Here is a 21,536-nt window from a genome sequence, read left to right on the forward strand (position 1 = left end):
TCAAGACGCCCCGCTGATGCAGTTCACCCTCGACCCCGACCTCCCCCGCGCGCTCGCCCCCCTGGCCTGGCTGATCGGCCGCTGGGAGGGCGCCGGCGTGGTCGGCTACCCCACCATCGAGTCGGCCAACTTCGGTCAGGAGCTCGTGGTGTCCCACGACGGGCGTCCGTTCCTGGAGTGGCACAGCCGCACCTGGCTGCTCGACGACGCCGGCGAGAAGGTGCGGCCCCTGGCGACCGAGCTCGGCTTCTGGCGGCCGTTCGAGGACGGCGAGGTCGAGCTGCTGCTCACCCACCCGACCGGGATCGTGGAGCTCTACTACGGCAAGGCGGAGCCGGCCAAGATCGAGCTGCGCACCGACGGCGTCCTGCGCAGCCCGCACGCCAAGGAGTACAACGCCGCGAGCCGCCTCTACGGCCTGGTCAACTCCAACCTGATGTGGGCCATGGACATGGCCGCCGTCGGTCAGCCCCTGCAGAGCCACCTCTCGGCCGAGCTCAAGCGCGTCGGCTAGGGCCGGTCCCATGGCGCCGACCCCGGGGCGGGTCCTGACGGTGTGCACCGGCAACATCTGCCGCTCGCCGTTCCTCGAGCGCGCGCTGCAGGCCGAGCTCGACCGCTCGTGGGGCCGCGGCGGGATCGAGGTCTCCAGCGGCGGCACCGGGGCCCTGGCGGGCCATCCCATGGAGGGTCAGGCCCGAGCCCTCCTGGAGGCGCAGGGGTATGCCGCCGACGGCTTCGTGGCGCGCGACCTCACCACCGCGATGGTCGCCGACGCCGACCTGGTGCTCACCGCCACCCGTGCGCACCGCGGCAAGGTGATGACGTTGCACCCCAAGGCGGTCCGCTACACGTTCACCTTCCGGGAATTCGCCCACCTCGCGTCCGGGCTGACGGACGAGGAGCTGAGGGGCGCACCCGGCGAGGCCGACCAGCCCCGGGAGCACGTGGCCAGGGTGGTGTCCCTGGCCGCCGGGCAACGGGGCGTGCGTGCGCCGCTGGTCGACACCGAGGCCGACGTGGTGGATCCCTACCGCCGACCCGTCGAGGTCTTCCAGGAGATGACCGGTCAGATCATGGGCTCGCTGCCGGCCGTGGTGCGCGCACTCGCCAGGCCCTGAGGCCCGACGCCGAGGGCCCGGGCCCACGGCCCGACGGCTACGGCGTGTTCGTCTTGTCCTTGTAGGTGTCCATGGCGTCCGTCTGCAGGGCCTCGCCCAGCGTCTTCATCCCCGCCTCGTCGACGATGTCGATGGACGCTCCGCCGGGCGACGTGCCGAACCCGGTGAAAGGGGCCGTGACGAAGGCGATGTCCTTGCCGCGCAGGCTGCGCATGGAGAAGGCCTCGCTGCGCATGTCGGCCACACTGAACCCGTTGTCGACGGTGAGGTTCGCGGTGCCGGCGTCGACGAACTGCGCCAGCTTCACCGGGTTGGTCAGCACGTCCTTGCTCAGCGACTTGAGCATCAGCGCCTTGATGAAGGCCTGCTGGCGGCGACCGCGCGAGATGTCACCCTCGCTCAGCTGCTTGCGCTCGCGGACGAACGCCAGGGCCGCCGCGCCATCCATCTGGTTGAAGCCCTTGTGGAAGGTGTAGCCCCGGCTGGTGCTGGGCTCCTCGGCATACACGTTCACGCCGCCGACCGCGTCGGTCATGTTCTTGAAGCCCTCGAAGTCGACCAGCGCGACGTGGTCGATCGGCACCCCGACGAGGTCCTGCAGGGTCCGGACCAGCAGCGGCGAGCCGCCGTAGGCGAACGCCGCGTTGATCTTGTCCTTGCCGTGCCCGGGCACCGAGACCCAGAGGTCACGAGGGAAGTGCACCAGCGTCACGGTCTTGCGGTCGTCGGCGACGTGCATGAGGACGATGACGTCGGACCGGGCCCCGGCCAGCCCCGAGCGTGCGTCGGAGCCGATGACCAGGATGTTCTGGGCGTCCTTGGCCGCCGGCTTCCTGGTCGGCGCACTCGCCGCCCCGTCCACGCCGGGCGTGGGGAGCAGGGCGTCGTGCTTCACGTTCTTGGTGACCGTGTGGTTCAGGAAGAGCACGTAGGCCGCAGCGCCCCCGACCACGAGCAGCAGCACCAGCGCCACGGTGACCGCCAGGGCGCGGCGCAGCCGGGACCGCTTCTTCGGCTGGTCGTGGGCGACGTGGTCGGTCACTGGGAGTTGGTCTGGCACGCGGACAGTGTAGGTAAGGCCGATGTGCGTTCGGCGCAGGACCGTACTCTGGTGTGGTGCAGGACGTCGGCGAGCGGTTGCGGGCAGAGGGGCGGCGGATGACGCCCCAGCGCCAGCGTGTCCTCGACACCGTGGCGCGGCTGGGCCACGCGACCCCTGAGGACGTCGTGGAGGGGGTCGCCGACGACGGCGGACAGGCGCTGGCCCCCTCGACGGTCTACCGCGCGCTCGAGGCGCTCGAGTCGCTCGGCATCGTCGGTCACACCCATCTCGACCACCGCGCGCCGAGCTACCACCTCGCCGACCACGCCAACCACATCCACCTCGTGTGCCGGACCTGCGGCAGGGTCCAGGAGTGCCCGAAGGAATACGCCGAGGGCTTCGCGGGGAATGTTCTGGCTGGCTCGGGCTTTGTTGCTGACGTGACACACATGGCGATCCACGGAGAGTGCAGCACATGCGCGACGCGCTGAGCACGACCACCGACCCGGGCGCGCCAGAGGTCGTCCGGTCCGTGCTGCTCGACCGGTCGGGCGCCGTCGAGGGCGACGGCCCGGACGCCGGCGTCGCCGCACACTACGGCGACCCGCTGCGGGAGCAGCGCCTCATCACCGAGGGCCTCGCGGTCGTCGACCTCTCCCACCGGGGAGTCGTCACGGTCACCGGACCCGACCGGCTCTCGTGGTTGCACTCGATCACCAGCCAGCAGCTGACCGGACTTCCCCCGCGAGAGTCTCGCGAGGCCCTCGTGCTCACGCCCAAGGGCCACGTCGAGCACGACCTGCACCTCGTCGACGACGGCGAGACGACCTGGATCACCACCGAGCCCGGCCGGTCCGGCGCGCTCACGGCCTGGCTCGACTCGATGCGGTTCATGCTCCGGGTCGAGGTCCGCGACGTGACGGCCGACTGGGCCGTCCTCGGTGAGCCCTCCTCAGCCGAGTCCCAGCCGGGGGAGCCGCTCGCGTGGCGCGACCCGTGGCCCGACCTGGTCGGTGACACCGCGGCATACGGACCGGTCGAAGGGCACCCGGCGCTCGGGCGGGCCTGGCGTGAGGTGCTCGTCCCGCGCCCCGGCCTCGCCGAGGCAGTCGGTGACCGCGACCTGGCCGGCACGTGGGCGAGCGAGGCGTTGCGCGTCGAGGCCTGGCGTCCACGGCTCGGGTTCGAGACCGACCACCGCACCATCGCCCACGAGGTCGACTGGCTCCGCACCGCCGTGCACCTGCACAAGGGCTGCTACCGCGGTCAGGAGACCGTGGCACGGGTGCACAACCTCGGCCGTCCACCGCGGCGGCTCGTGTTCCTGCACCTCGACGGATCGGGGCACACGCTCCCCGATCGCGGGTCGGCCGTGCTGGCCGGCGAACGCCAGGTGGGCCACCTGACCTCCGTGGCCCGGCACTTCGAGGACGGCCCGATCGGCCTGGCACTGGTCAAGCGCAACACCCCCGTCGACGAGGTCCTCGTCGTCGCCGGCGTGAGTGCGAGCCAGGTCGTGGTCGTCGCTCCCTAGCCGGTCAGGTCCCGCTCCGGCCGCCCGCGCGCGGCTGCCATGATGTCGGCCATGGCTCCTACGCAAGGCTCTGCCCCCACCGCCACCCTCATCACCGTCGCGCCCACGGGTGCCGAGCTGGCCAAGGCGGACTTCCCGCAGCTGCCGACCACCCTCGAGGAGCTGGTCGAGACCGCCGTCGCCTGTGAGGCCGCAGGCGCCGCGATGATCCACCTGCACATCCGTGACGGTGAGCACCGTCCGACGCTCGACCACGGCCACCTCAAGGCCGCTGTCGACGCGTTGCGCGAGCAGACCTCGCTCGTCATCCAGCTCTCCACCGGCGGCAGCGTGCACGACCCGCTCGACCAGCGGCTGACCGTGCTGGATGCCGAGCCCGACTCGTGCAGCCTCACGTGCGGCACGACCAACTTCGGGGACGACGTCTTCCTCAACCCCTACGGGTTCATGTCCGACCTCTACGTGCAGGCCCAGGAGCGTGAGGTGGTGCCGGAGTTCGAGCTCTTCGACCTCGGGCACGCGGCCTCGCTGGCCCGCCTCATCGACACCCACGGCCTGCCGTTCGGGGGCAAGGTGCACGTCGACTTCGTGACCGGCGTGCCCGGAGGTATGCCGGGGACGCCCGCCGCGCTGCTGGCCGGCGTCGCGATGCTGCCGGCAGAGGTCACCTCGTGGTCGGCGACTGGCATCGGCCGCAGCCACCTCCCCGTGGCCGCCGCCGCGCTCGCTGCGGGCGGACACCTGCGGGTCGGCATGGAGGACAACGTCGTCTACGCCCGGGGTGTGCCGGTCGAGCACAACTCCCAGCTCGTCGAGCGCGCCGCCCACCTGGCCGAGGTGATGCAGCGCCCGGCGATGTCGACTGCCGACGCGCGCGTCCTGCTCGGCGTCAAGGACCGCGGCTGACCCTTCCCCACCCGCCCCACCTCTATCGGGTCACCGGATAAAGGTGAGGCAGAAAGGTGCGGCATGAAGGTGAGGCAGAAAGGTGAGGCGCGGGGCCGTTCCGGGTGGGAGACCATGCGGCTGCTGTATGCCGTGTGACCACCCTCACGCTGCCTCCAGTTTGCATTCTGCTAACTAGAGCAAGCACACTGGGGGCATGAGCCGAATTCCGCTGGGGCCGCTTGGCGGCAACCACCTGGGTGACTACCTGCGCGAGCAGCGTCAGTCCGCCCGGCTCTCGCTGCGCCAGCTCTCCGAGCTCGCCGGTGTGTCCAACCCCTACCTGTCCCAGATCGAGCGGGGCCTGAAGAAGCCCAGCGCCGAGATCCTCCAGCAGCTCGCCAAGGGCCTCGAGGTATCGGCCGAGTCGCTCTACGTCCGGGCCGGGATCCTCGACGAGCGCCACTCCGACGCACCTGCGTCGCCCGGTGCAGCGTCCGACACCAGGGCCGTCATCGGCGCCGACCCGCAGCTCACCGACCGCCAGAAGGCGGCGCTCCTCGACATCTACGACTCGTTCGTGGGCGCCGAGAAGCCGCCGACCCGCAAGCGCTCGACCACCGCACCGTCACGAACCAAGCAGACCCCTCGCAAACAAGGAGCATGACATGGCCATCGTTGCCGACATCCGCAAGAACGTCATCGACACCACCCCCGTCTTCGCCGCCGTCGGCCTGACCGACCTCGCCGTGGAGAAGGTCCGCGACGCCCGCGTCAAGGCCACCGCGGTCCGCATCGACCTCGACGCCACCAAGCTCCAGGCCAAGGCCCAGGCGCGCGTGACCGAGGCTGCCGAGCAGGCCCAGGAGCTCCCGGCCCTCGCCCTCAACCGCGGCCTCGAGATCGCCGGCAAGGCGCAGGAGACCTACGAGTCCGTCGCCGCCCGTGGCGAGAAGCTCGTGAAGCGGGTCCGCACCCAGAAGTCGACCAAGGACCTGCTTGCGCAGGCCGAGGCCACCTTCGCCCTGGGCAAGGGTGCCGTCACCACGGTGCGCAAGTCCGCCAACGAGATCCAGCGCTCCGCCAAGGCCACGCTGACCACCGGTCGCAAGCAGGCCGCCGTCGCTGCCGACGCGATCGTCGACTCCGTCGCCGTGGAGGCCACCGAGGCCACGACCGCCGTCACCCAGGCCGCCACCGCGACTCGCACGGCCGCCAAGCGCACCGCGACGACCACCAAGAAGTCGGCCGCCGCGACCAAGTCCGCCACCAAGGGCGCGACGACCAGCGCGAAGAAGACCGCGTCCGCCACCAAGAAGGCCAGCACCGCTGCTGCCAAGAAGGTCGGCGCCTGAGCCTTCGCCCCCAGCCACGCGGCCCTCTCCCGTGCACCGGGAGGGGGTCGTTTGCGTCCCCCCGCGGCCTCCAGTGCAGGGGTGGCTAGGCTCGGACGGTGAGCACGCCGCATACCCACACCACGCCGCAGACCCCGACCCCGCCCGCCCTCGACCGGGCCCCGGTCCTCGCGCACTACGTGCGTGGTGGCTTCGTGGAGTCGGCCCACCGCGCCTCCGTGGTCGCCACCGCGCCCGACGGGAGCCACCTGCTCGCGCTGGGTGCCGTCGACGACCCGATCTTCCCGAGGTCGTCCAACAAGCCGGTCCAGACCCTGGCGATGGTGCGCGCAGGACTGCGGATGCCGCCCGCCCACCTCGCGATCGCGTCGGCCAGCCACTCGGGTGAGGACTTCCACCTGGCCGCGGTGCGCGAGATGCTCGCCTCCGTCGGCCTCACCGAGGCTGCGCTCCAGAACACCCCCGACTACCCCGTGAACGAGGAGGCCCGCGAGGCCGTGCTGCGCGCCGGCGGCAGCAAGCTCCCGATCACCCAGAACTGCTCCGGCAAGCACGCGGCCATGCTGGCGACCTGCGTCGTGAACGGCTGGGACACCGAGACCTACCGAGACCCGGCCCACCCGCTCCAGCAGGCCATCTCCGAGACCCTGGCCGAGCTGACCGGCGACGAGATCACTGCGGTCGCGGTCGACGGCTGTGGCGCGCCCGTCATGGCGGTCACCCTGGCCGGCCTCGCCCGCGCCTTCGGCCGGCTGGCGTCTGCGGAGCCGGGCACGCACGAGGCGGAGGTCGCCGACGCCATCCGCGGCAACCCGGCATACCTCGGCGGCACCGGCCGCGACGTCACGGCGCTCGTCGAGGCGACGCCCGGGCTGATCGCCAAGGACGGCGCCGAGTCGGTGTATGCCGTGGGGCTGGCCGATGGGCGCGGCGTCGCCCTCAAGGTCGCGGACGGCTACCCGCGCGCCAAGCCGGTCATCCTCGCGGCCGCGCTGCGGCGCCTCGGGGTCGAGTCGTCCGCGCTGGAGCAGCTCGAGCACTCCCCGGTGCTGGGCCACGGCGAACCCGTCGGTGCCATCGTCGCCGTCAACCTCTGACCCGTCGTGCGTGCGGTCCTGCAACGCGTGACCAGTGCCGCGGTCACCGTCGACGGTGCGGTGGTCGGGTCGATCGACCGCCCCGGGCTGCTGGTCCTCGTCGGGGTGACCCACGACGACGGGCCCGTCCAGGTCGAGGCGCTGGCTCGCAAGATCGGCGACCTGCGGATCCTGCGTGACGAGCGCTCCGTGGTCGACGAGGGTGCTCCCGTGCTGGTGGTCAGCCAGTTCACGCTGTACGCGGACACCCGCAAGGGCAGGCGGCCGTCGTGGGGCGCGGCGGCACCCGGCCCGGTCGCCGAGCCGCTGGTCGACGCGGTCGTGGCCGCCCTGCGTGCTCGCGGGATCGAGGTGGCGACGGGTCGGTTCGGGGCCATGATGGAGGTCACGCTCGTCAACGACGGTCCGGTCACGCTGGTCGTCGAGGTCTGACCTCCTCGGGGTCGCCTGACCCTTAGGCTGTTCCCATGTTCAACGGACTGTTCACCGCCCAGGGCATCGTCACCCTGCTGCTGGGGCTCGCCGCCTTCGCAGCCGAGGTGTTCGCGCTCGTCGACTGCGTGCGGCACCGTCCGGACGCGTTCGTCGCAGCAGGCAAGCGCACCAAGCAGTTCTGGTCGATCGTGCTCGGGATCGCCGTCCTGCTCGGCTTCGTGTCCGTCGGGAGCCAGCTGACCTTCTCCATCGGCCTGATCGCGGTCGTCGCCGCCGGCATCTACCTCGCCGACGTGCGGCCGGCTCTCCGGCAGGTCAGCGGTGGCCGCGGTGGGGGCCAGCACATGGGACCGTACGGGCCGTGGTGACCGGGGGTCGCGACGCCGACCGGACAGCGGACGGTCAGGACAGCGTGGGATGCAAGGCGGAGGGCAAGGCATGACCGAGGGGGAAGCATGACGGAGGGGACGCACGTGTCCGAGATGGACGACCCGCGCGACGGGATCTTCACCCAGCAGCGGCCCTGGGGGCAGTTCCAGCAGTTCGTCTCCAACGAGCGGGTGACCGTCAAGATCATCACCGTCGAGCCGGGGCACCGCCTGTCGCTGCAGACCCACGACCACCGGGGCGAGTTCTGGCAGGTGCTCGACGGGCCGATCGTGGTGACGGTGGGGGACCGCACCTGGACCGCGCAGCCCGGAGAGGCCGTCTGGGTGCCCTGCCACGCGGTGCACCGGATGGCCAACCAGGGCGACCAGGCCGGTCGGCTCCTGGAGATCGCCTACGGCGACTTCGACGAGGCCGACATCGTGCGCCTCGAGGACGACTACGCCCGCGACGCCTGACCCGCACCTCGCCGTCTGAACTACACCTCGCGGCCCCCGCGACGTCCCATGACGCGGGGGGTCAGGGCGCGGTGGAGGTGGGCCGGGCCGAGGCCGGGGCGACGGCCGTCCAGTCGACGGTGACCTCACCCAGCCGCCACCGGGCCGGCCCGTCGACGACCGGCCAGCCCTCGGCGCACACGGTCTCGACGGCGGCCAGGAAGCGCTGGCGCACGCCGAAGCTGGCCTGGTGCGCGGCCCGGAGCCACGCCTCGTCGAGCGCGCCCAGCCAGTCGTGGACCGCCTCGCCCTCGACGTTGCGGTGGATCAGCGACTTGGGCAGGCGCTCGGCGATGTCGGACGGTCGGTCCAGCCCGCGCAGCCGCCAGGACAGGCTGAGCGAGACCGGGCCGGAGCGCTCCACCGCGATCCAGGCGCTGCGCCGACCGAGCTCGTCGCAGGTGCCGTCGACGAGGAGGCCGTCAGGGGTCAACCGCTCCTGCACGGCGGCCCAGGCCGCAGCCACCTGCGACTCGTCGTACTGCCTCAGCACGTTGAAGGCCCGCACCACGGTGGCCTGTCGCCCGTCCAGCGGCACCTCGAAGCCGCCGAGCCGGAAGGACAGGCCGGGCCGTTCGAGTGCCCGCCCGAGCGCGACCCGGTCGGGCTCGATCTCGATGCCCACCACCTCGACGTCGCGGCGGACCCGCCTGAGCCGGTCGTGCAGCTCGACCGCCGTCACGGGCGACGCGCCGTACCCGAGGTCGACCACGACCGGCGCCGCGCCCGGCCTCCGGAGGCGCCACGCCTGCGGGCCGGCGAGCCAGCGGTCGACCCGACGCAGGCGGTTGGGGTTGGTGGTGCCGCGGGTGATGGTGCCCACCGGGCGCTGCCGAGCCACGGCCGAAGCCTAGGCCCGTCAGGCGCCGTGGCCGCGCCGCAGCCACAGGATCCGGGCGGCGAGGACGAGCAGCCAGACCGACCAGGCGACGTAGCCCAGGAAGTTGACGGTGTCGGCACCCGGCACGTCGAGCGGGACGAGGGCGCCCGTGGCGATGGCGGCGGCGCACGCCAGCCCGGCCCAGCGCAGGGCGGCCGGCAGCAGCCGACGGGCGCCGAGGCAGAGCGTGACGGTCCAGGCCGCCGTGAGGAGGTAGCCGGTGGTCTCGCCCAGCCCGGTGCCGAGCACGGTCGCCGCGAGCCGGTAGGTCTGCTCGTCGCCGGCCGTCGGGTGGTCGGCCAGGAACGGCACCAGCCACACCCACCGGCTCAGGCCGATCGCCTGTGCGATGGCCGCCGCGACACCCAGGGCCGCGCTGACGCGTCGCCAGCGGTGGTCGACTGCCGGCGCGAGTCCGACGGCGATCGGGGCGATGAGGAGCGCGCCCGCGGTCAGCAGCGCGAACCACGTGACCACCTGGGCACGGTGCGCGTCGACCAGCGTCAGCACGTCGGCGGCCGGCTCGGCCAGCACGTCGGGGTAACCCGGGACGCTGGCCAGGGCGGTGAAGGCGGCGTTGAGCGTGACGGTCGCGGCCACGACGAGGACCGCGGTACGACGACGCGGCGCGGCCGGCGACCCGGCGACGGCGGCAGCGGAGGCCGCCTGCGACCCGGCGGGGACGGGCGGAAGGGAGCCCGGGACGGAGGGGATGGAGGGGGCTGACGGGTGGGACATGGCATCCACCTTTCTCTGTACGGCGTACAGCGAACTGTACGGTGTACAGTGGCCGCATGTCACCCCCTGCGCCGAAGAAGCCTTCGACGCGTCGCGGCTTCAGCACCGAGCAGGTGGCCGAGACGGCGCTGAGGGTGCTCGACGAGCGCGGCGCGGCCGGCCTGTCCGTCCGTGCCGTCGCCACCGAGCTGGGCATCAACCCCAATGCGCTGTACACGTACGTGCGCAGCCGCGAGGACCTCGAGCGCCTGGTCGTCGAGTCAGTCCTGGCCGAGGTCCCGCCCCGGTCCAACCGCGGCACCTGGCAGTCGCGGATCCGGGGCCTGTGCCTCGACGTGCACGCAGCCCTGGTGCGGCACCCGGGTGCCGCCCAGCTGTTCATGAACGCCCCGATGGACGGGCCGCAGGCGATGGGGCTGGGCGAAGGGCTGCTGCGCGAGCTGACGAGGGCCGGCCTGTCGCCGACGCAGGCCAGCCGCGCGGCATACACCCTGATCGTCCAGGTGATCGGCTTCTCGGCCCTGGCCATGGCCGAGACCGACGGGACCGTGCCACTGACGCCGGAGGCCGAGCGGGTCGCCGCTCGGCGCGCGGCCCTGGAGCACGTGCCGGCCGACACGCACCCGCTGACCGCTGCCACCCGCGACACCGCGGCGGCCTGGGTGGGGGAGACGCAGCTGCGCTGGTCGGTGGACCGGCTCCTCGAGGGCTTCGCCGCGCAGGTGGACGCGCCGTGACGCGGTCGGAAGCGAGCGGGTCGAAGCCGAGCGGGTCGGAGCTGGGTCGGTCGGTGCTGCGGATGCGCGAGCGCGACATCAGCCGCAGCATGGTCGCGCTGGTGGCCTCGCTGACCGCCCTCGCCCTGCTGGGCCTCGCCACGAGCCTCCCCGGGTGGATCGGCCGAGGGGAGGGCTTCGTCGACGTGCCCCCCGGCCTGCTCAAGGTCGAGGACGACGCCAAGGGGGTCGCGACGCTGGGCGGTGGGGTCACCGTGTCGCTCTACTCCGACGGCATGCGGGTCGGGCGCGACAGCTCGATCCTGCTGCAGACGGTCATCGGGGGCTCCATGCTCTCGGCTGTCAAGGGGAGTGCCACGACCGGCGCGGACGGCCACACCCAGGAACGCGTGACCCACCGGTTCGACAACGTGACCATCACCGAGCTCGTCTTCCTGCCCGGTCGCGCCACCTACTTCGGCACCGTCGGCGACGGGTCGCGCACCCTGCCGCTGACCCTGCGCATCGAGGCCGGGGGTGGCGTCATCCGGATCGGTGCGTCCGTCGTCGGGGCCGACGGCGTCGTCTGGCACCTCAACCGTGAGCCGCTGACGGTCGGCATCCGCCCGGGCCTGCCGGGCGTGAACCTGCGCAAGACCGCCAACTGGGTGGACCCCGGCACCGTCGAGGGTCGCGCGGTCTTCTCCACCGTGCTCGGCACCGATGTGGGCGTCGGCCCGCAGAAGGTCCCGCGTGGTGTCGACATCCGCCAGGAGGGGCGCACCGACATCCACGTCTGGACCGGCGCGTGCTTCCTCACCGTCTCCTCGCAGGCACGCCCCGCACCGACCTCCACGTCGTAGCGCCGCGGGGGCGCGTGGCAGACTCGCGACATGGGCTGCTGCGAACGCATCGACCGCGTCGCGATGCTCAGTGTCCACACCTCCCCCCTGGAGCAGCCGGGCACCGGTGACGCGGGCGGCATGAACGTCTACGTCGTCGAGGTCGCCCACCAGCTGGCCAAGCGCGGGGTCGAGGTCGAGATCTTCACCCGCACCACGACCGCCGACCTCCCGCCGACGGTCGAGATGGAGCCCGGGGTCACGGTGCGCCACGTGACCGCGGGGCCGTACGAAGGCCTCGGCAAGGACGACCTGCCCGGCCAGCTCTGCGCGTTCGCCGCGGGGGTGATGCGCACCGGGGCGCACGAGCCCGAGGGTCACTACAGCCTCGTCCACTCGCACTACTGGCTGTCCGGCCAGGTGGGCTGGCTCGCTGCCGACCGCTGGCAGGTGCCCCTCGTGCACACGATGCACACGATGGCGCGGGTGAAGAACCAGCACCTCGCCGAGGGCGACACCCCTGAGCCCCCCGGCCGCGAGATCGGTGAGGTGCAGGTGGTGGAGGCGGCCGACCGCCTCATCGCGAACACCCTGGGTGAGCGCAACGAGCTGATCGACCTGTATGCCGCGGAGCCCGAGAAGGTGGTCGTGGTGCCTCCCGGTGTGGACCTGTCGCTGTTCTCCCCCGGGGACCGGCGCGCCGCCCGCGCGGCGGTCGGGCTGCCCCAGGACGCCAAGGTCCTGCTCTTCGTCGGACGGATCCAGCCGCTCAAGGCGCCCGAGGTGCTGGTCAAGGCGGCCGCGGAGCTGCTCGGCCGGCACCCGCACTGGGCCGGCGAGCTCGTCGTCGCGGTGATCGGTGGCCCGTCGGGGTCGGGCCTGGCCCACCCGCGGGGGGTCGAGGAGCTCGCGGAGGCCCTCGGCATCAGCGCGCAGGTCAGGTTCGTGCCGCCGGTCCCGCGGGCCGAGCTCGCCGACTGGTACCGCGCGGCCGATGTCGTCGCCGTGCCCTCGCACTCCGAGTCGTTCGGGCTGGTCGCCGTCGAGGCGCAGGCCTGTGGCACCCCGGTGGTCGCCGCCGACGTGGGTGGACTGCCCACCGCGGTCGGTGAGGCCGGCGTGCTCGTCGACGGCCACGACCCCCACGTCTGGTCCCTGGCCCTCGAGGCGCTGCTGGTCGACCCGCAACGGCGAGAAGCCTTGAGCCGCAAGGCGATCGAGCATGCTGCCCTCTTCGGGTGGGACCGCACGACCGAGCGCCTCTACGAGGTCTACGTCGAGGCCTGCCGCTCCCGGGTCCTCACCAGGGACGCCCCGTCGCCCAACGGCTCGTTGGCCGGCATCCCCGCCGCGGTGGTCCCGTGAGCGCGCGGAACGGGCTGGCCGAGGTCATCGAGGAGTTCCTCACCGAGGCGGGGATCGAGTGGGAGGCCGGAGCCCGTGAGGGCGAGTTCGTGGTGACCCTCCCCGGGGAGAAGAAGCTCAAGACGGTCGTGTCGCTCGTCGCCGGGGCCGACGCGCTGTCGGTGTCGGCGTTCGTCATGCGCAACCCCGACGAGAACCACGAGACCTTCTACCGCTACCTGCTGCGCAAGAACCTGCGCCTACCCGGCCTGGCCTACTCGGTCGACCGGGCCGGCGACGTCTACGTGACCGGACGGGTGCCCGCGGCCGCGGTCGACGCGGCCTACCTCGACCAGGTGCTGGGAGTGGTCCTGGAGGCCGCGGACTCGCACTTCAACGAGCTGCTGGCGATCGGGTTCCTGGCGAGCATGAAGAAGGAGTGGGAGTGGCGGGTGTCGCGCGGGGAGTCACTGCGCAACCTGGAGGCGTTCCGCCCGATCCTCCAGCGCGACGGCGACCCCGCGCCCGGCCAGACCTCCTGACCGAACCGTTTGCGGAAACGGCTCCGCCCCCTCGCTAGGCTGGCGGCATGGCCTACACGCTGATCCTGCTCCGTCACGGGCACTCCGAATGGAACGCCAGGAACCTCTTCACCGGCTGGGTCGACGTCGACCTCAACGACCAAGGGCGGGAGGAAGCCGTCAGCGGCGGGAAGCTGTTGCGGGACAAGGGACTCCTGCCGACGGTCGTGCACACCTCGGTCCTCCGCCGCGCGATCACGACCGCCAACCTGGCGCTCGACGCCGCCGACCGGCACTGGATCCCGGTGCGTCGCGACTGGCGGCTCAACGAGCGCCACTACGGAGCGCTGCAGGGGCTGGACAAGGCCGCGACGCGGGAGAAGTACGGCGACGAGCAGTTCATGCTGTGGCGCCGCTCCTTCGACACCCCGCCCCCGCCCATCGAGCTGGGGTCGGAGTACGACCAGAGCGGCGACCCGCGCTACGCGGGGATCGAGGTCCCGCGCACCGAGTGCCTCAAGGACGTCATCGCCCGCATGATGCCCTACTGGGAGGGCGCCATCCAGGATGACCTCGTGGCCGGTGAGACGGTGCTGGTCACGGCCCACGGCAACAGCCTGCGCGCCCTGGTCAAGCACCTCGACGGCATCAGCGACGAGGACATCGCCGCGCTCAACATCCCCACCGGCCAGCCCCTGGTCTACACGCTGGGTGACGACTTCATGCCCACCCAGCCGGCGCAGTACCTCGACCCGGAGGCCGCTGCCGAGGCTGCGGCCGCGGTGGCCACCCAGGGCCGCTAGGGCCGCAGGTCGTAGGGGTCATCGAGGCCGGGCAGGTCGAGCGGCCAGGTGTCGAGCTGGTTGCCGGCCGCGTCGAAGGTGGCCACGCGGTAGGGCGTGGCGGTCCCGTCGGCCCAGGAAGGCGTGCTGAGCACCGCGCTGCCATCGACGACCGCCACCTTCCCCGAGGTCGGGTAGAGGCTCGGGACGTCGGAGACGAGCTGGACCCGGGCAGCCCCCGGCGCGAACACCTGGTAGCGGGTGACCCCCGAACCGGGCTTCGAGCCGTGCAGGACCACCGGTCGTTGCTCGGCGGTCGCAGCGTCGAGCGGCACACCCTCCTCGAGTCCGGTCGAAGCGCCGCCGCCCTCCTTCTGCTCGACACCGAGGTTGACGGTGCGGACCACCTGACCGCCAGGCAGCCGGGTCAGCCCGACGTAGATCCGTCCCGTGGTGCCCGACCTCTTCTCGTCGCCGAGCCCCGTGACGGCGAGGACCGAGGAATCGACCGCACTGTTGACCAGCGTCGTGGTCGTGACCGTGCCGGGGTCCACCCCGAAGATGTTGGCCACCCCGTCGCTCGTCCCTGCCTGGGCGTGGTCGAGGAAGTCCTGCCCGGTGCAGTTGCCGCAGAAGCCGTCCGGCGTGGTGGTCTGGACGGGTCCCAGCCGGGCCGGCAGGTACATCCCACCGTCGAACCGGCCGACCCGGACGCGGGTGAGCGAGATCGGGGCGTCGTGCAGGTCGACCACCGCCGCACCGTCCTCGAGCTTGACGGTCTGCCAGGTCCGGGACACCGTCCCGTCAAGGGCGAGGACCGCAGAGGGGGACACCTCCGCAGTCCTGACGCCGGCCCTGGCGAGGACCAGCATCCACGCGCTGGGCGTCGGGTCACGGCGCACGATGATGGCCGACGAGTCGCTCTGCGAGGCCGAGCTGACGCTCTGCAGCGTGGTCGCGGCGGCGCCGCGGTCGCCTGCCCAGACCTTCGCCGTCTCGGTGCCGTCCTCCGCGCGGCTCCACGCGACCACGACCCGGTCGCCCTCGATGTCGCCGGCGAAGACCACGGCGCCGTTGCCCATGACCTCACGGAAGGACCTCAGGAAGTCGGCGTCGTCCGCCAGCGAGCCGCGGGTCGGCCAGGTGTAGACCGAGGCCCAGCGCGGGTCCTGCGGTCCGGGGACGATAACCCCGGTCCGCTTGGCCGGCGAGGTGCGGTCGGCGCCGAGGCCGCTGGACAGGCTGGGGATCGCGACGGCGAGGGCGGCCACTGCGGCGACGCCGGCCAGGGCCGCGGTACGGCGGCGCCGGCGGTCCGTGGCGATGGCGCCGGACACTCGTGCGTACGGGTCGGCGACCGACCCGCCCATTTCGTCGGCGCGGGCGGAGAGTGCCTCGCGCAGCTGGGACTCGATGGTCATGCCAGGCTCCTCTCGCCGGTGCCGTTGGTCTGTGGGGTGGGCTGCAGGACCGAACGCAGCCGCTCGAGCCCCCGGGAGGCCTGGCTCTTCACCGAGCCGACCGACATCCCGAGCGCCGCGGCGGTGTCGGCCTCGGACAGGTCGTCGAAGTACCTGAGCACCACGACCGCCCGCATCCGTGGCGGCAGCCCGAGCACCGCCCGGGCCAGCTCGTCGCGGGTGTCGTACGCGGCATACGCGTCTCCGGGGGCGCGGTCCGCGTGCACCGGGACGTCGCCGAGCGTCTCGGCCACGCGCCGCCGGCGCCACCACGAGGCGGACTCGTTGGCCAGCGCCGCACGGGTGTAGGCGTAGGGCGACTCGACCGAGGCGATGTGGCCCCAGCGACGGTGCACCTTGACCAGGGTGGTCTGCACGAGGTCCTCGGCGCGACCCCGGTCGCCGGTCAACAGGTATGCCGTGCGGACCAGCTGGCCCCACCGGGCCTGCACGAAGCGCGCGAACTCCTCCTCCGTGGCCTCCACGGCGACCCTCCCCTCCAGGCTGATGACGCTCATGCCCCCTAGACGCGCGTCAGTGTGCCCGAGGTTGAGAGGTTTCGTGGCCTTTCGCGCCGGGGAGCAGAGGTCACCGCCGCTCGGTGGCGCGGTCCTCCTGCTCCTCGTGGTCCTCGGCGACGTCCCACTCGCCCGTGACCAGGTAGACGACCCGGTGGGCGACCGACACGGCGTGGTCGGCGAACCGCTCGTAGTAGCGGCCGACGAGGGTCATGTCGACCGCCGCCTCGGTGCCGTGCTGCCACGAGCCGTCGATGAGGTGGGCGAAGAGCTCGCGGTGCAGCTCGTCCATCGCGTCGTCGTCACGCTCGAGGGTCTTGGCGGCCTCGACGTCCTTGGCGGCGATGACCTGGCCGCACTTGGCGACGATCCGCTCGGCGACCTGGCCCATCTGCAGGATCGTCGCGCGGACGTCGGCCGGCACGGCCGAGTCGGGGTAACGGAGCCGGGCCACCTTGGCGACGTGGCGCGCGAGGTCGCCCATCCGCTCGAGGTCGGCGCTCATCCGCATGCCGGTGACGACCATGCGCAGGTCGGTGGCGACCGGCTGCTGGCGGGCCAGCAGGTCGATCGACAGCGCGTCGAGGTCCTCGCGGAGGCGGTCGAGCTCCTTGTCGGCCTCGATCACCGACTCGGCGAGCTTGATGTCGGCGTCGAGCAGGGCCGTGGTGGCCCGGGACATGGCGGACCCGGCCAGCCGGGTCATCTCGACCAGCTGGTCGGAGATGGTGTCCAGGTCCTCGTGAAAGGCGTCGCGCATTGCTTCCCTATGGGTATGGCACGGGTGGGTGCGGTGGTGCGTGCGAGCCGAGGCTCCCACGAGGCAGTGAACGGTCGGGTGACCTCAGGTGAACATCTGGAGACACCGTGCTCGAAGCACCACTTCCGTGCGCTGACCGGTCCTCCGCGCACCGTACATTGATGGTGTGGATGCGACCAGTGCGGCACTCCTGGCCGGGTTCGCCGGGCTGCTGACCGGCGCCTTGGCGGTGGTTGCCGTGCGCTACTCCGAGCGCCAGCAGACGCGGATGCCCCCGACCACGCCGGTCACGCCCCTCCCGTCCGGGGTGGCCGACGTCCTCGCCGTGCTCCGCTCGAGCGCGATCGTCGTCGACTCGGCCGACGAGGTCATCAACAACTCACCGTCGGCGACGGCGTACGGGCTGGTCAAGGGCCGGGAGCTGGTGCACGGCGAGCTGCGTCACCTCGCCCGGCAGGTGCGTCGCGACGGCGTGATCCGCGAGTCCCAGCTCGAGCTGGCCCGCGGCCCGCTCGGCCAGGGCCGCTCGATCATGCAGGCGCGGGTCGCCCCGCTCGGGAGCAGCCACGTCCTGCTGCTCGTCGAGGACCACACCCAGGCCCGGCGGGTCGAAGAGGTCCGGCGCGACTTCGTGGCCAACGTCAGCCACGAGCTGAAGACCCCGGTGGGAGGTCTCGGCCTGCTCGCCGAGGCCATCCAGGACGCCAAGGACGACCCCGAGGCCGTCGAGCGCTTCGCCTCGCGCATGCAGGTCGAGAGCCACCGCCTCGCCCAGCTGGTCAAGGAGATCGTCGACCTGTCGAGGCTGCAGGTGGCCGACACCCTCCACGAGCCCCGGCTGGTGGACGTGACCGCGGCCGTCCGCGAGGCGATCGACTACTCGCGGGTGGGCGCCGACGCCAAGCAGATCGAGATCGCCGAGGCCTGCGCCCCCGACCTCAAGGTCTTCGGTGACGAGGACCTGCTCGTGACCGCCGTGCGCAACCTGATCGGCAACGCCGTCGCCTACTCCGACCCCGGCACGCGCGTGGCGGTCGGCGGACGGCTCGCCGACGAGATGGTGGAGATCACCGTCGCCGACCAGGGCCAGGGCATCCCCGCGGCCGAGCAAGGGCGGATCTTCGAGCGGTTCTACCGGGTCGACGACGCGCGGTCGCGCGCCACCGGTGGCACCGGGCTCGGGCTCGCCATCGTCAAGCACATCTGTGCCAACCACGGCGGCGACGTCGACGTGTGGAGCGAGGAGGGGCGCGGGTCGACGTTCACCATCCGCCTGCCGGCCGCCTCCGACCGCACGCCGCAGCGTGCCTCCGAGACACCGCCCGCGCACGCCGTGCCCTCCCGGAAGAGAGAACCCAGCGCATGACCCGCATCCTCGTCGTCGAGGACGAGATCTCGTTCTCGGACCCGCTGTCCTACCTGTTGCGCAAGGAGGGCTACGAGGTAGCCGTGGCCGAGACCGGCCCCGAGGCGCTGGAGGACTTCGACCGCTCCGGCGCCGACCTCGTGCTGCTCGACCTCATGCTCCCCGGCCTGTCCGGCACCGAGGTGTGCCGGGCGATCCGCGCGCGGTCCAACGTGCCGGTCATCATGCTGACCGCCAAGGACAGCGAGATCGACAAGGTCGTCGGGTTGGAGATCGGCGCCGACGACTACGTCACCAAGCCCTACTCCTCGCGTGAGCTGCTGGCCCGGATCAAGGCCGTGCTGCGCCGGCTGGCCGAGCCCGAGGACCTCCTGCCCGCGACCATCGAGGCCGGGCCGGTGCGGATGGACGTCGAGCGCCACATCGTCACCGTGTCGGGTCAGCCCACCGCCCTGCCGCTCAAGGAGTTCGAGCTGCTCGAGATGCTGCTGCGCAACACCGGCCGGGTGCTGACGCGCATGCAGCTCATCGACCGGGTCTGGGGCAGCGACTACGTCGGCGACACCAAGACGCTCGACGTCCACGTCAAGCGGCTGCGGGCCAAGATCGAACCCGACCCGGCCGACCCGCGCCACATCGTGACCGTGCGGGGCCTGGGCTACAAGTTCGAGTCCGACTGAGCCGGGACCACCCGGCCGGAGCCGTCCTGCGCCGCCGTCGTCAGGGGGTGGCGGTGCCCGTCGGGGCGTTGGTCGGGGCCAGCGACGCGTAGTAGCCGGAGGCCTTGAGCACGGGGACGACGACCACGACGGCGGGGGCACTGGGCGACTGGATGCTGAGCGTCACCACGTCGCCCGCGCTGACCGGCACCCCGGGCAGCTGGACCTGGCTCGCGTCGGAGAGGCGCCGCTCGGAGTAGGCCGGCGCCTCGGCATACACCGGCTGCCCCTGGGGCAGCGAGAAGGAGATGCGCTGTGCGTCACCACTGGTGTTGCTGACCGCTGCGGAGAGCACGCCGGGCTTGTCCTTGCCGCCGCTGATGACCACCAGGTCACGCAGCTGGACCGACCCCAGGTCGACCGGCACGCCGTCGGCCGCGACGTAGGCCACGTCGGTCTGGATGGGTGACTGCGTCTGGCAGGCGGACAGCGCCAGCGCTGCGCCGGCCACGGCCAGGGGGAGGAGACGTCGCAGGGACGCTCGCGGGCTGGTGGATCGGCCTCCGGAGCGCGGGGCCAGCGGGGTTCGGCGGGTCACGGGGGACAGACTACCGGCCACCTCGGTCGGAGCGCGCACCCGCACGCGTTGCACGGAAATGGCCATTCTGTCAAGACCGAATTCGTTGCCCCACAATGCGTTTCCGGGCCGCTGACCTGCGCAAACGCAATCGGCTCGGCTTTCCCGACGTCGGCGTGTCGTGATATTCTGAGGGTCGCGAAAGGGGAAAACAGCACATGGTTTTCAAGGTCGGCGAGACGGTCGTGTACCCCCACCACGGGGCTGCACTGATCGAAGAAATCAATACCCGCACGATCAAGGGCGAGGAGAAGATCTACCTCAAGCTCAAGGTGGCCCAAGGCGACCTGACGATCGAGGTTCCTGCAGACAACTGCGAGGACATCGGTGTCCGGGACGTCGTCGGACAGGAGGGCCTCGACAAGGTCTTCGCAGTCCTTCGCGCCCCCCACACCGAGGAGCCGACCAACTGGTCGCGCCGCTACAAGGCCAACCTCGAGAAGCTCGCCTCCGGCGATGTCATCAAGGTGGCCGAGGTCGTCCGCGACCTGTGGCGTCGTGACAAGGACCGTGGCCTGTCGGCCGGCGAGAAGCGCATGCTCGCCAAGGCTCGCCAGATCCTCGTCTCCGAGCTCGCGCTCGCCGAGAAGACGAACGAGGACAAGGCCGAGGCCATCCTCGACGAGGTGCTCGCCTCCTGAGCGTTGCCGTCGTCCTCGTTGCTGGAGGACAAGGCGCTCGGCTCGGCGCCGCCCAGCCCAAGGCCTTCGTGGTCCTGGCGGGTGCGCCGTTGCTCGAGCACGCCGTCCGGCACGCTTTGGCGGCACCCGAGGTCTCGCACGTCATCGTGGTCGCGCCCGCCTCCCACCTGAGGGAGGCGGGCGCGATCGCGTCCCGGAGCAGTCGGCCCGACGACGTGGACGTGGTCGCCGGTGGCGCCGAGCGCACCGACTCCGTCGCAGCCGGCCTCGCGGCCCTGCGCCCCGACGACGGCATCGTGCTGGTGCACGACGCGGCCAGGGCGCTCGCCCCGGCCAGCCTGTTCTCGCGCCTGGTGCGCGAGGTGCGGTCGGGCCACCCGGCCGTCGTGCCCGGCCTACCGGTCACCGACACGGTCAAGGTGGTCGACGCGCGCGGGCGCGTGACCGGCACCCCCGACCGCTCGACGCTGCGGGCGATCCAGACCCCGCAGGCTTTCCTGCGCGAGGTGCTCCAGCACGCCCACTCCTCGGGTGAGCGGGCCACCGACGACGCGGCGCTGGTCGAGCGGATCGGCGGCCACGTGCGGGTGGTCGACGGTGACCGGATGGCCTTCAAGATCACGACACCGGACGACCTGGCCACCGCCGAGCGGCACCTGTCAGACCGCGACGTCTAGCGGGTCAGGGCCGCGACGACGTCGTCCCAGGGGGCGACCGGCTGCCGGTCGGCGTCCGCGTGCAGGGTGCTGATCCACCCGTCGACGAGCCGCCCGCGCTCGACCAGCAGGTCGGGCACGAAGACCGGCACCGGGAACCCCGCCCGCCAGACCGCCTTCGCGCTGCCCCAGTTGCCGGCATGCGCCTCCCAGCGGACGGTCCGCCACCCCAGCGTGTCGAAGGCATGGGCGACCACGAGCCGCACCGCCTCGGACATGACGCCGCGGCCCCGGAAGTCCTGGTGGGTCGCGAACCCCAGGGACCCGGCCCCGGCGTCGACGGGCAGCGCACGCAGGTCGATCGTCCCGGCATACCGACCCTCGAGCTCGATCGCCCACGAGACCTGGGCGGCCGAGGGTGCGGTGAACTCGGTGACGTACTCGACCGCCATCTCGCGGGTGTACTCCAGCGGGACCGTGGTGAAGCGCCGGGCGAGCGGGTCCACGGCCCGCTCGTGGACGGCGTCGGCGTCGGCGAGGGTGTGCGGACGGAGGGTCACCAGGTCACCCACCAGGACGGGGATGGCCAGTGCCTGTGTCGTTTCGCTCATGTGCGGCAACGCTAACGGCTCGGGGGCGCCCGGCTCACCCCGTTTACCCGCG

General features: G+C 72.1%; 28 protein-coding genes. 20 read left to right on the forward strand and 8 right to left on the reverse strand.

All coding sequences use genetic code 11. From position 1 onward, the window contains the following. Positions 1 to 16 precede the first annotated feature (16 nt). Together ABD262_RS14755 and ABD262_RS14760 are read left to right on the forward strand one after the other, a co-directional pair. Positions 17 to 514, forward strand: a complete 498-nt coding sequence (locus ABD262_RS14755) for a heme-binding beta-barrel domain-containing protein (RefSeq protein WP_344137690.1) — start codon at positions 17 to 19, stop codon at positions 512 to 514. 10 nt (positions 515 to 524) lie between these two features. After that, positions 525 to 1,121 (forward strand): arsenate reductase/protein-tyrosine-phosphatase family protein, encoded by a 597-nt coding sequence (locus tag ABD262_RS14760; protein WP_344137693.1) that lies wholly within the window; start codon positions 525 to 527, stop codon positions 1,119 to 1,121. Between the two features lie 37 nt (positions 1,122 to 1,158). Here ABD262_RS14760 and ABD262_RS14765 read toward each other — a convergent pair whose 3' ends face one another. Further along, positions 1,159 to 2,181 carry an LCP family protein gene (locus ABD262_RS14765; protein WP_344137696.1) on the reverse strand — a complete coding sequence of 341 codons (1,023 nt, stop codon included), beginning with the start codon at positions 2,179 to 2,181 and terminating at the stop codon, positions 1,159 to 1,161. A gap of 56 nt (positions 2,182 to 2,237) precedes the next feature. Here ABD262_RS14765 and ABD262_RS14770 point away from each other — a divergent pair, with 56 nt between their 5' ends. The 9 genes from ABD262_RS14770 to ABD262_RS14810 all read left to right on the forward strand — a co-directional run bounded on the left by ABD262_RS14770 (position 2,238) and on the right by ABD262_RS14810 (position 8,314). Continuing rightward, a complete protein-coding gene (locus ABD262_RS14770; protein WP_344137699.1) occupies positions 2,238 to 2,654 on the forward strand; it encodes a Fur family transcriptional regulator in 417 nt (138 codons plus the stop codon). Further along, complete coding sequence (ygfZ, locus tag ABD262_RS14775) at positions 2,639 to 3,697, forward strand: CAF17-like 4Fe-4S cluster assembly/insertion protein YgfZ (RefSeq protein ID WP_344137702.1); 1,059 nt, start codon at positions 2,639 to 2,641, stop codon at positions 3,695 to 3,697. The genes ABD262_RS14770 and ygfZ overlap by 16 nt, the downstream gene beginning before the upstream one ends. A 51-nt stretch (positions 3,698 to 3,748) precedes the next feature. Beyond that, entirely contained in the window at positions 3,749 to 4,603 is an 855-nt protein-coding gene (locus ABD262_RS14780; RefSeq protein WP_344137705.1) for a beta-keto acid cleavage family enzyme, read from the forward strand. Between the two features lie 196 nt (positions 4,604 to 4,799). Next, positions 4,800 to 5,249: a helix-turn-helix domain-containing protein gene (locus ABD262_RS14785; RefSeq protein WP_344137707.1), complete on the forward strand. Its 450-nt coding sequence runs from the start codon at positions 4,800 to 4,802 to the stop codon at positions 5,247 to 5,249. Between the two features lies 1 nt (position 5,250). Beyond that, positions 5,251 to 5,937 carry a hypothetical protein gene (locus ABD262_RS14790; protein ID WP_344137710.1) on the forward strand — a complete coding sequence of 229 codons (687 nt, stop codon included), beginning with the start codon at positions 5,251 to 5,253 and terminating at the stop codon, positions 5,935 to 5,937. 98 nt (positions 5,938 to 6,035) lie between these two features. Beyond that, positions 6,036 to 7,034: an asparaginase gene (locus tag ABD262_RS14795; protein ID WP_344137713.1), complete on the forward strand. Its 999-nt coding sequence runs from the start codon at positions 6,036 to 6,038 to the stop codon at positions 7,032 to 7,034. Positions 7,035 to 7,040: 6 nt separating this feature from the next. Continuing rightward, the gene (gene dtd / locus ABD262_RS14800) at positions 7,041 to 7,466 is read left to right on the forward strand and encodes a D-aminoacyl-tRNA deacylase (protein ID WP_344137716.1); all 426 of its coding nucleotides are present in this window, start codon (positions 7,041 to 7,043) and stop codon (positions 7,464 to 7,466) included. A gap of 35 nt (positions 7,467 to 7,501) precedes the next feature. Further along, positions 7,502 to 7,837, forward strand: coding sequence for a DUF2516 family protein (locus ABD262_RS14805; RefSeq protein WP_056922081.1), 336 nt, complete (start codon positions 7,502 to 7,504; stop codon positions 7,835 to 7,837). Between the two features lie 87 nt (positions 7,838 to 7,924). Further along, positions 7,925 to 8,314: a phosphomannose isomerase type II C-terminal cupin domain gene (locus tag ABD262_RS14810; protein ID WP_344137721.1), complete on the forward strand. Its 390-nt coding sequence runs from the start codon at positions 7,925 to 7,927 to the stop codon at positions 8,312 to 8,314. 61 nt (positions 8,315 to 8,375) lie between these two features. Here ABD262_RS14810 and ABD262_RS14815 read toward each other — a convergent pair whose 3' ends face one another. Then, entirely contained in the window at positions 8,376 to 9,194 is an 819-nt protein-coding gene (locus tag ABD262_RS14815) for a class I SAM-dependent methyltransferase (protein WP_344137724.1), read from the reverse strand. An 18-nt stretch (positions 9,195 to 9,212) separates the two neighbouring features. Continuing rightward, positions 9,213 to 9,971 (reverse strand): DUF4386 family protein, encoded by a 759-nt coding sequence (locus ABD262_RS14820; protein WP_344137726.1) that lies wholly within the window; start codon positions 9,969 to 9,971, stop codon positions 9,213 to 9,215. A 56-nt stretch (positions 9,972 to 10,027) separates the two neighbouring features. On the opposite strand from ABD262_RS14820, the gene ABD262_RS14825 reads away from it, so the two are divergent. The 5 genes from ABD262_RS14825 to ABD262_RS14845 are packed head-to-tail and all read left to right on the forward strand — an operon-like array spanning position 10,028 to position 14,197. Then, on the forward strand, positions 10,028 to 10,708 hold the full coding sequence (locus tag ABD262_RS14825; protein WP_344137730.1) for a TetR/AcrR family transcriptional regulator C-terminal domain-containing protein: 681 nt from the start codon (positions 10,028 to 10,030) through the stop codon (positions 10,706 to 10,708). Then, positions 10,705 to 11,550, forward strand: coding sequence for a hypothetical protein (locus ABD262_RS14830; protein WP_344137733.1), 846 nt, complete (start codon positions 10,705 to 10,707; stop codon positions 11,548 to 11,550). Before ABD262_RS14825 ends, ABD262_RS14830 begins: the two co-directional genes overlap by 4 nt. Before the next feature lie 30 nt (positions 11,551 to 11,580). After that, positions 11,581 to 12,894 carry a D-inositol-3-phosphate glycosyltransferase gene (gene mshA, locus ABD262_RS14835; protein ID WP_344137736.1) on the forward strand — a complete coding sequence of 438 codons (1,314 nt, stop codon included), beginning with the start codon at positions 11,581 to 11,583 and terminating at the stop codon, positions 12,892 to 12,894. Continuing rightward, positions 12,891 to 13,415 (forward strand): YbjN domain-containing protein, encoded by a 525-nt coding sequence (locus tag ABD262_RS14840; RefSeq protein WP_344137739.1) that lies wholly within the window; start codon positions 12,891 to 12,893, stop codon positions 13,413 to 13,415. The genes mshA and ABD262_RS14840 overlap by 4 nt, the downstream gene beginning before the upstream one ends. Before the next feature lie 47 nt (positions 13,416 to 13,462). After that, positions 13,463 to 14,197 carry a phosphoglyceromutase gene (locus ABD262_RS14845; RefSeq protein ID WP_344137742.1) on the forward strand — a complete coding sequence of 245 codons (735 nt, stop codon included), beginning with the start codon at positions 13,463 to 13,465 and terminating at the stop codon, positions 14,195 to 14,197. Here the strand turns inward: ABD262_RS14845 and ABD262_RS14850 are convergent. From ABD262_RS14850 to phoU, 3 genes are all read right to left on the reverse strand, one after another. Next, complete coding sequence (locus ABD262_RS14850) at positions 14,194 to 15,597, reverse strand: hypothetical protein (protein WP_344137745.1); 1,404 nt, start codon at positions 15,595 to 15,597, stop codon at positions 14,194 to 14,196. The genes ABD262_RS14845 and ABD262_RS14850 overlap by 4 nt on opposite strands. Beyond that, entirely contained in the window at positions 15,594 to 16,154 is a 561-nt protein-coding gene (locus ABD262_RS14855; protein ID WP_344137748.1) for a SigE family RNA polymerase sigma factor, read from the reverse strand. The genes ABD262_RS14850 and ABD262_RS14855 overlap by 4 nt, the downstream gene beginning before the upstream one ends. Positions 16,155 to 16,224: 70 nt before the next feature. Next, complete coding sequence (gene phoU, locus ABD262_RS14860; RefSeq protein WP_344137751.1) at positions 16,225 to 16,914, reverse strand: phosphate signaling complex protein PhoU; 690 nt, start codon at positions 16,912 to 16,914, stop codon at positions 16,225 to 16,227. A 166-nt stretch (positions 16,915 to 17,080) separates the two neighbouring features. On the opposite strand from phoU, the gene ABD262_RS14865 reads away from it, so the two are divergent. Together ABD262_RS14865 and ABD262_RS14870 are read left to right on the forward strand one after the other, a co-directional pair. Continuing rightward, complete coding sequence (locus ABD262_RS14865) at positions 17,081 to 18,280, forward strand: sensor histidine kinase (protein WP_344137754.1); 1,200 nt, start codon at positions 17,081 to 17,083, stop codon at positions 18,278 to 18,280. Continuing rightward, positions 18,277 to 18,960 carry a response regulator transcription factor gene (locus ABD262_RS14870; RefSeq protein WP_056922089.1) on the forward strand — a complete coding sequence of 228 codons (684 nt, stop codon included), beginning with the start codon at positions 18,277 to 18,279 and terminating at the stop codon, positions 18,958 to 18,960. Before ABD262_RS14865 ends, ABD262_RS14870 begins: the two co-directional genes overlap by 4 nt. Before the next feature lie 40 nt (positions 18,961 to 19,000). On the opposite strand, the gene ABD262_RS14875 is transcribed toward ABD262_RS14870, so the two are convergent. Beyond that, positions 19,001 to 19,537, reverse strand: coding sequence for a hypothetical protein (locus ABD262_RS14875; RefSeq protein ID WP_344137758.1), 537 nt, complete (start codon positions 19,535 to 19,537; stop codon positions 19,001 to 19,003). 197 nt (positions 19,538 to 19,734) lie between these two features. Between ABD262_RS14875 and ABD262_RS14880 the strand changes: the two genes are divergently transcribed. Next, a complete protein-coding gene (locus ABD262_RS14880) occupies positions 19,735 to 20,217 on the forward strand; it encodes a CarD family transcriptional regulator (protein ID WP_056922091.1) in 483 nt (160 codons plus the stop codon). After that, complete coding sequence (gene ispD / locus ABD262_RS14885; RefSeq protein WP_344138240.1) at positions 20,214 to 20,894, forward strand: 2-C-methyl-D-erythritol 4-phosphate cytidylyltransferase; 681 nt, start codon at positions 20,214 to 20,216, stop codon at positions 20,892 to 20,894. The genes ABD262_RS14880 and ispD overlap by 4 nt, the downstream gene beginning before the upstream one ends. Here ispD and ABD262_RS14890 read toward each other — a convergent pair. Further along, positions 20,891 to 21,484 carry a GNAT family N-acetyltransferase gene (locus ABD262_RS14890; RefSeq protein WP_344137763.1) on the reverse strand — a complete coding sequence of 198 codons (594 nt, stop codon included), beginning with the start codon at positions 21,482 to 21,484 and terminating at the stop codon, positions 20,891 to 20,893. The genes ispD and ABD262_RS14890 overlap by 4 nt on opposite strands. Positions 21,485 to 21,536: the final 52 nt, after the last annotated feature.

The sequence above is a fragment of the Pedococcus bigeumensis genome (genome assembly GCF_039531795.1).
Taxonomy (GTDB): Bacteria; Actinomycetota; Actinomycetes; order Actinomycetales; family Dermatophilaceae; genus Pedococcus; species Pedococcus bigeumensis.

What these genes read in the sequence shown, in the direction of transcription:
- ABD262_RS14825 (WP_344137730.1), top strand. Translation starts at nt 10,028, where the DNA reads ATGTCACCCCCTGCGCCGAAGAAGCCTTCGACGCGTCGCGGCTTCAGC.
- ABD262_RS14805 (WP_056922081.1), top strand. Translation starts at nt 7,502, where the DNA reads ATGTTCAACGGACTGTTCACCGCCCAGGGCATCGTCACCCTGCTGCTG.
- ABD262_RS14790 (WP_344137710.1), top strand. Translation starts at nt 5,251, where the DNA reads ATGGCCATCGTTGCCGACATCCGCAAGAACGTCATCGACACCACCCCC.
- ABD262_RS14845 (WP_344137742.1), top strand. Translation starts at nt 13,463, where the DNA reads ATGGCCTACACGCTGATCCTGCTCCGTCACGGGCACTCCGAATGGAAC.
- ABD262_RS14855 (WP_344137748.1), bottom strand. Translation starts at nt 16,154, where the DNA reads ATGAGCGTCATCAGCCTGGAGGGGAGGGTCGCCGTGGAGGCCACGGAG.
- ABD262_RS14890 (WP_344137763.1), bottom strand. Translation starts at nt 21,484, where the DNA reads ATGAGCGAAACGACACAGGCACTGGCCATCCCCGTCCTGGTGGGTGAC.
- ABD262_RS14880 (WP_056922091.1), top strand. Translation starts at nt 19,735, where the DNA reads ATGGTTTTCAAGGTCGGCGAGACGGTCGTGTACCCCCACCACGGGGCT.
- mshA (WP_344137736.1), top strand. Translation starts at nt 11,581, where the DNA reads ATGGGCTGCTGCGAACGCATCGACCGCGTCGCGATGCTCAGTGTCCAC.
- phoU (WP_344137751.1), bottom strand. Translation starts at nt 16,914, where the DNA reads ATGCGCGACGCCTTTCACGAGGACCTGGACACCATCTCCGACCAGCTG.
- ABD262_RS14810 (WP_344137721.1), top strand. Translation starts at nt 7,925, where the DNA reads ATGACGGAGGGGACGCACGTGTCCGAGATGGACGACCCGCGCGACGGG.
- ABD262_RS14755 (WP_344137690.1), top strand. Translation starts at nt 17, where the DNA reads ATGCAGTTCACCCTCGACCCCGACCTCCCCCGCGCGCTCGCCCCCCTG.
- ABD262_RS14850 (WP_344137745.1), bottom strand. Translation starts at nt 15,597, where the DNA reads ATGACCATCGAGTCCCAGCTGCGCGAGGCACTCTCCGCCCGCGCCGAC.
- ABD262_RS14785 (WP_344137707.1), top strand. Translation starts at nt 4,800, where the DNA reads ATGAGCCGAATTCCGCTGGGGCCGCTTGGCGGCAACCACCTGGGTGAC.
- ygfZ (WP_344137702.1), top strand. Translation starts at nt 2,639, where the DNA reads ATGCGCGACGCGCTGAGCACGACCACCGACCCGGGCGCGCCAGAGGTC.
- ABD262_RS14870 (WP_056922089.1), top strand. Translation starts at nt 18,277, where the DNA reads ATGACCCGCATCCTCGTCGTCGAGGACGAGATCTCGTTCTCGGACCCG.
- ABD262_RS14760 (WP_344137693.1), top strand. Translation starts at nt 525, where the DNA reads ATGGCGCCGACCCCGGGGCGGGTCCTGACGGTGTGCACCGGCAACATC.
- ABD262_RS14820 (WP_344137726.1), bottom strand. Translation starts at nt 9,971, where the DNA reads ATGTCCCACCCGTCAGCCCCCTCCATCCCCTCCGTCCCGGGCTCCCTT.
- ABD262_RS14780 (WP_344137705.1), top strand. Translation starts at nt 3,749, where the DNA reads ATGGCTCCTACGCAAGGCTCTGCCCCCACCGCCACCCTCATCACCGTC.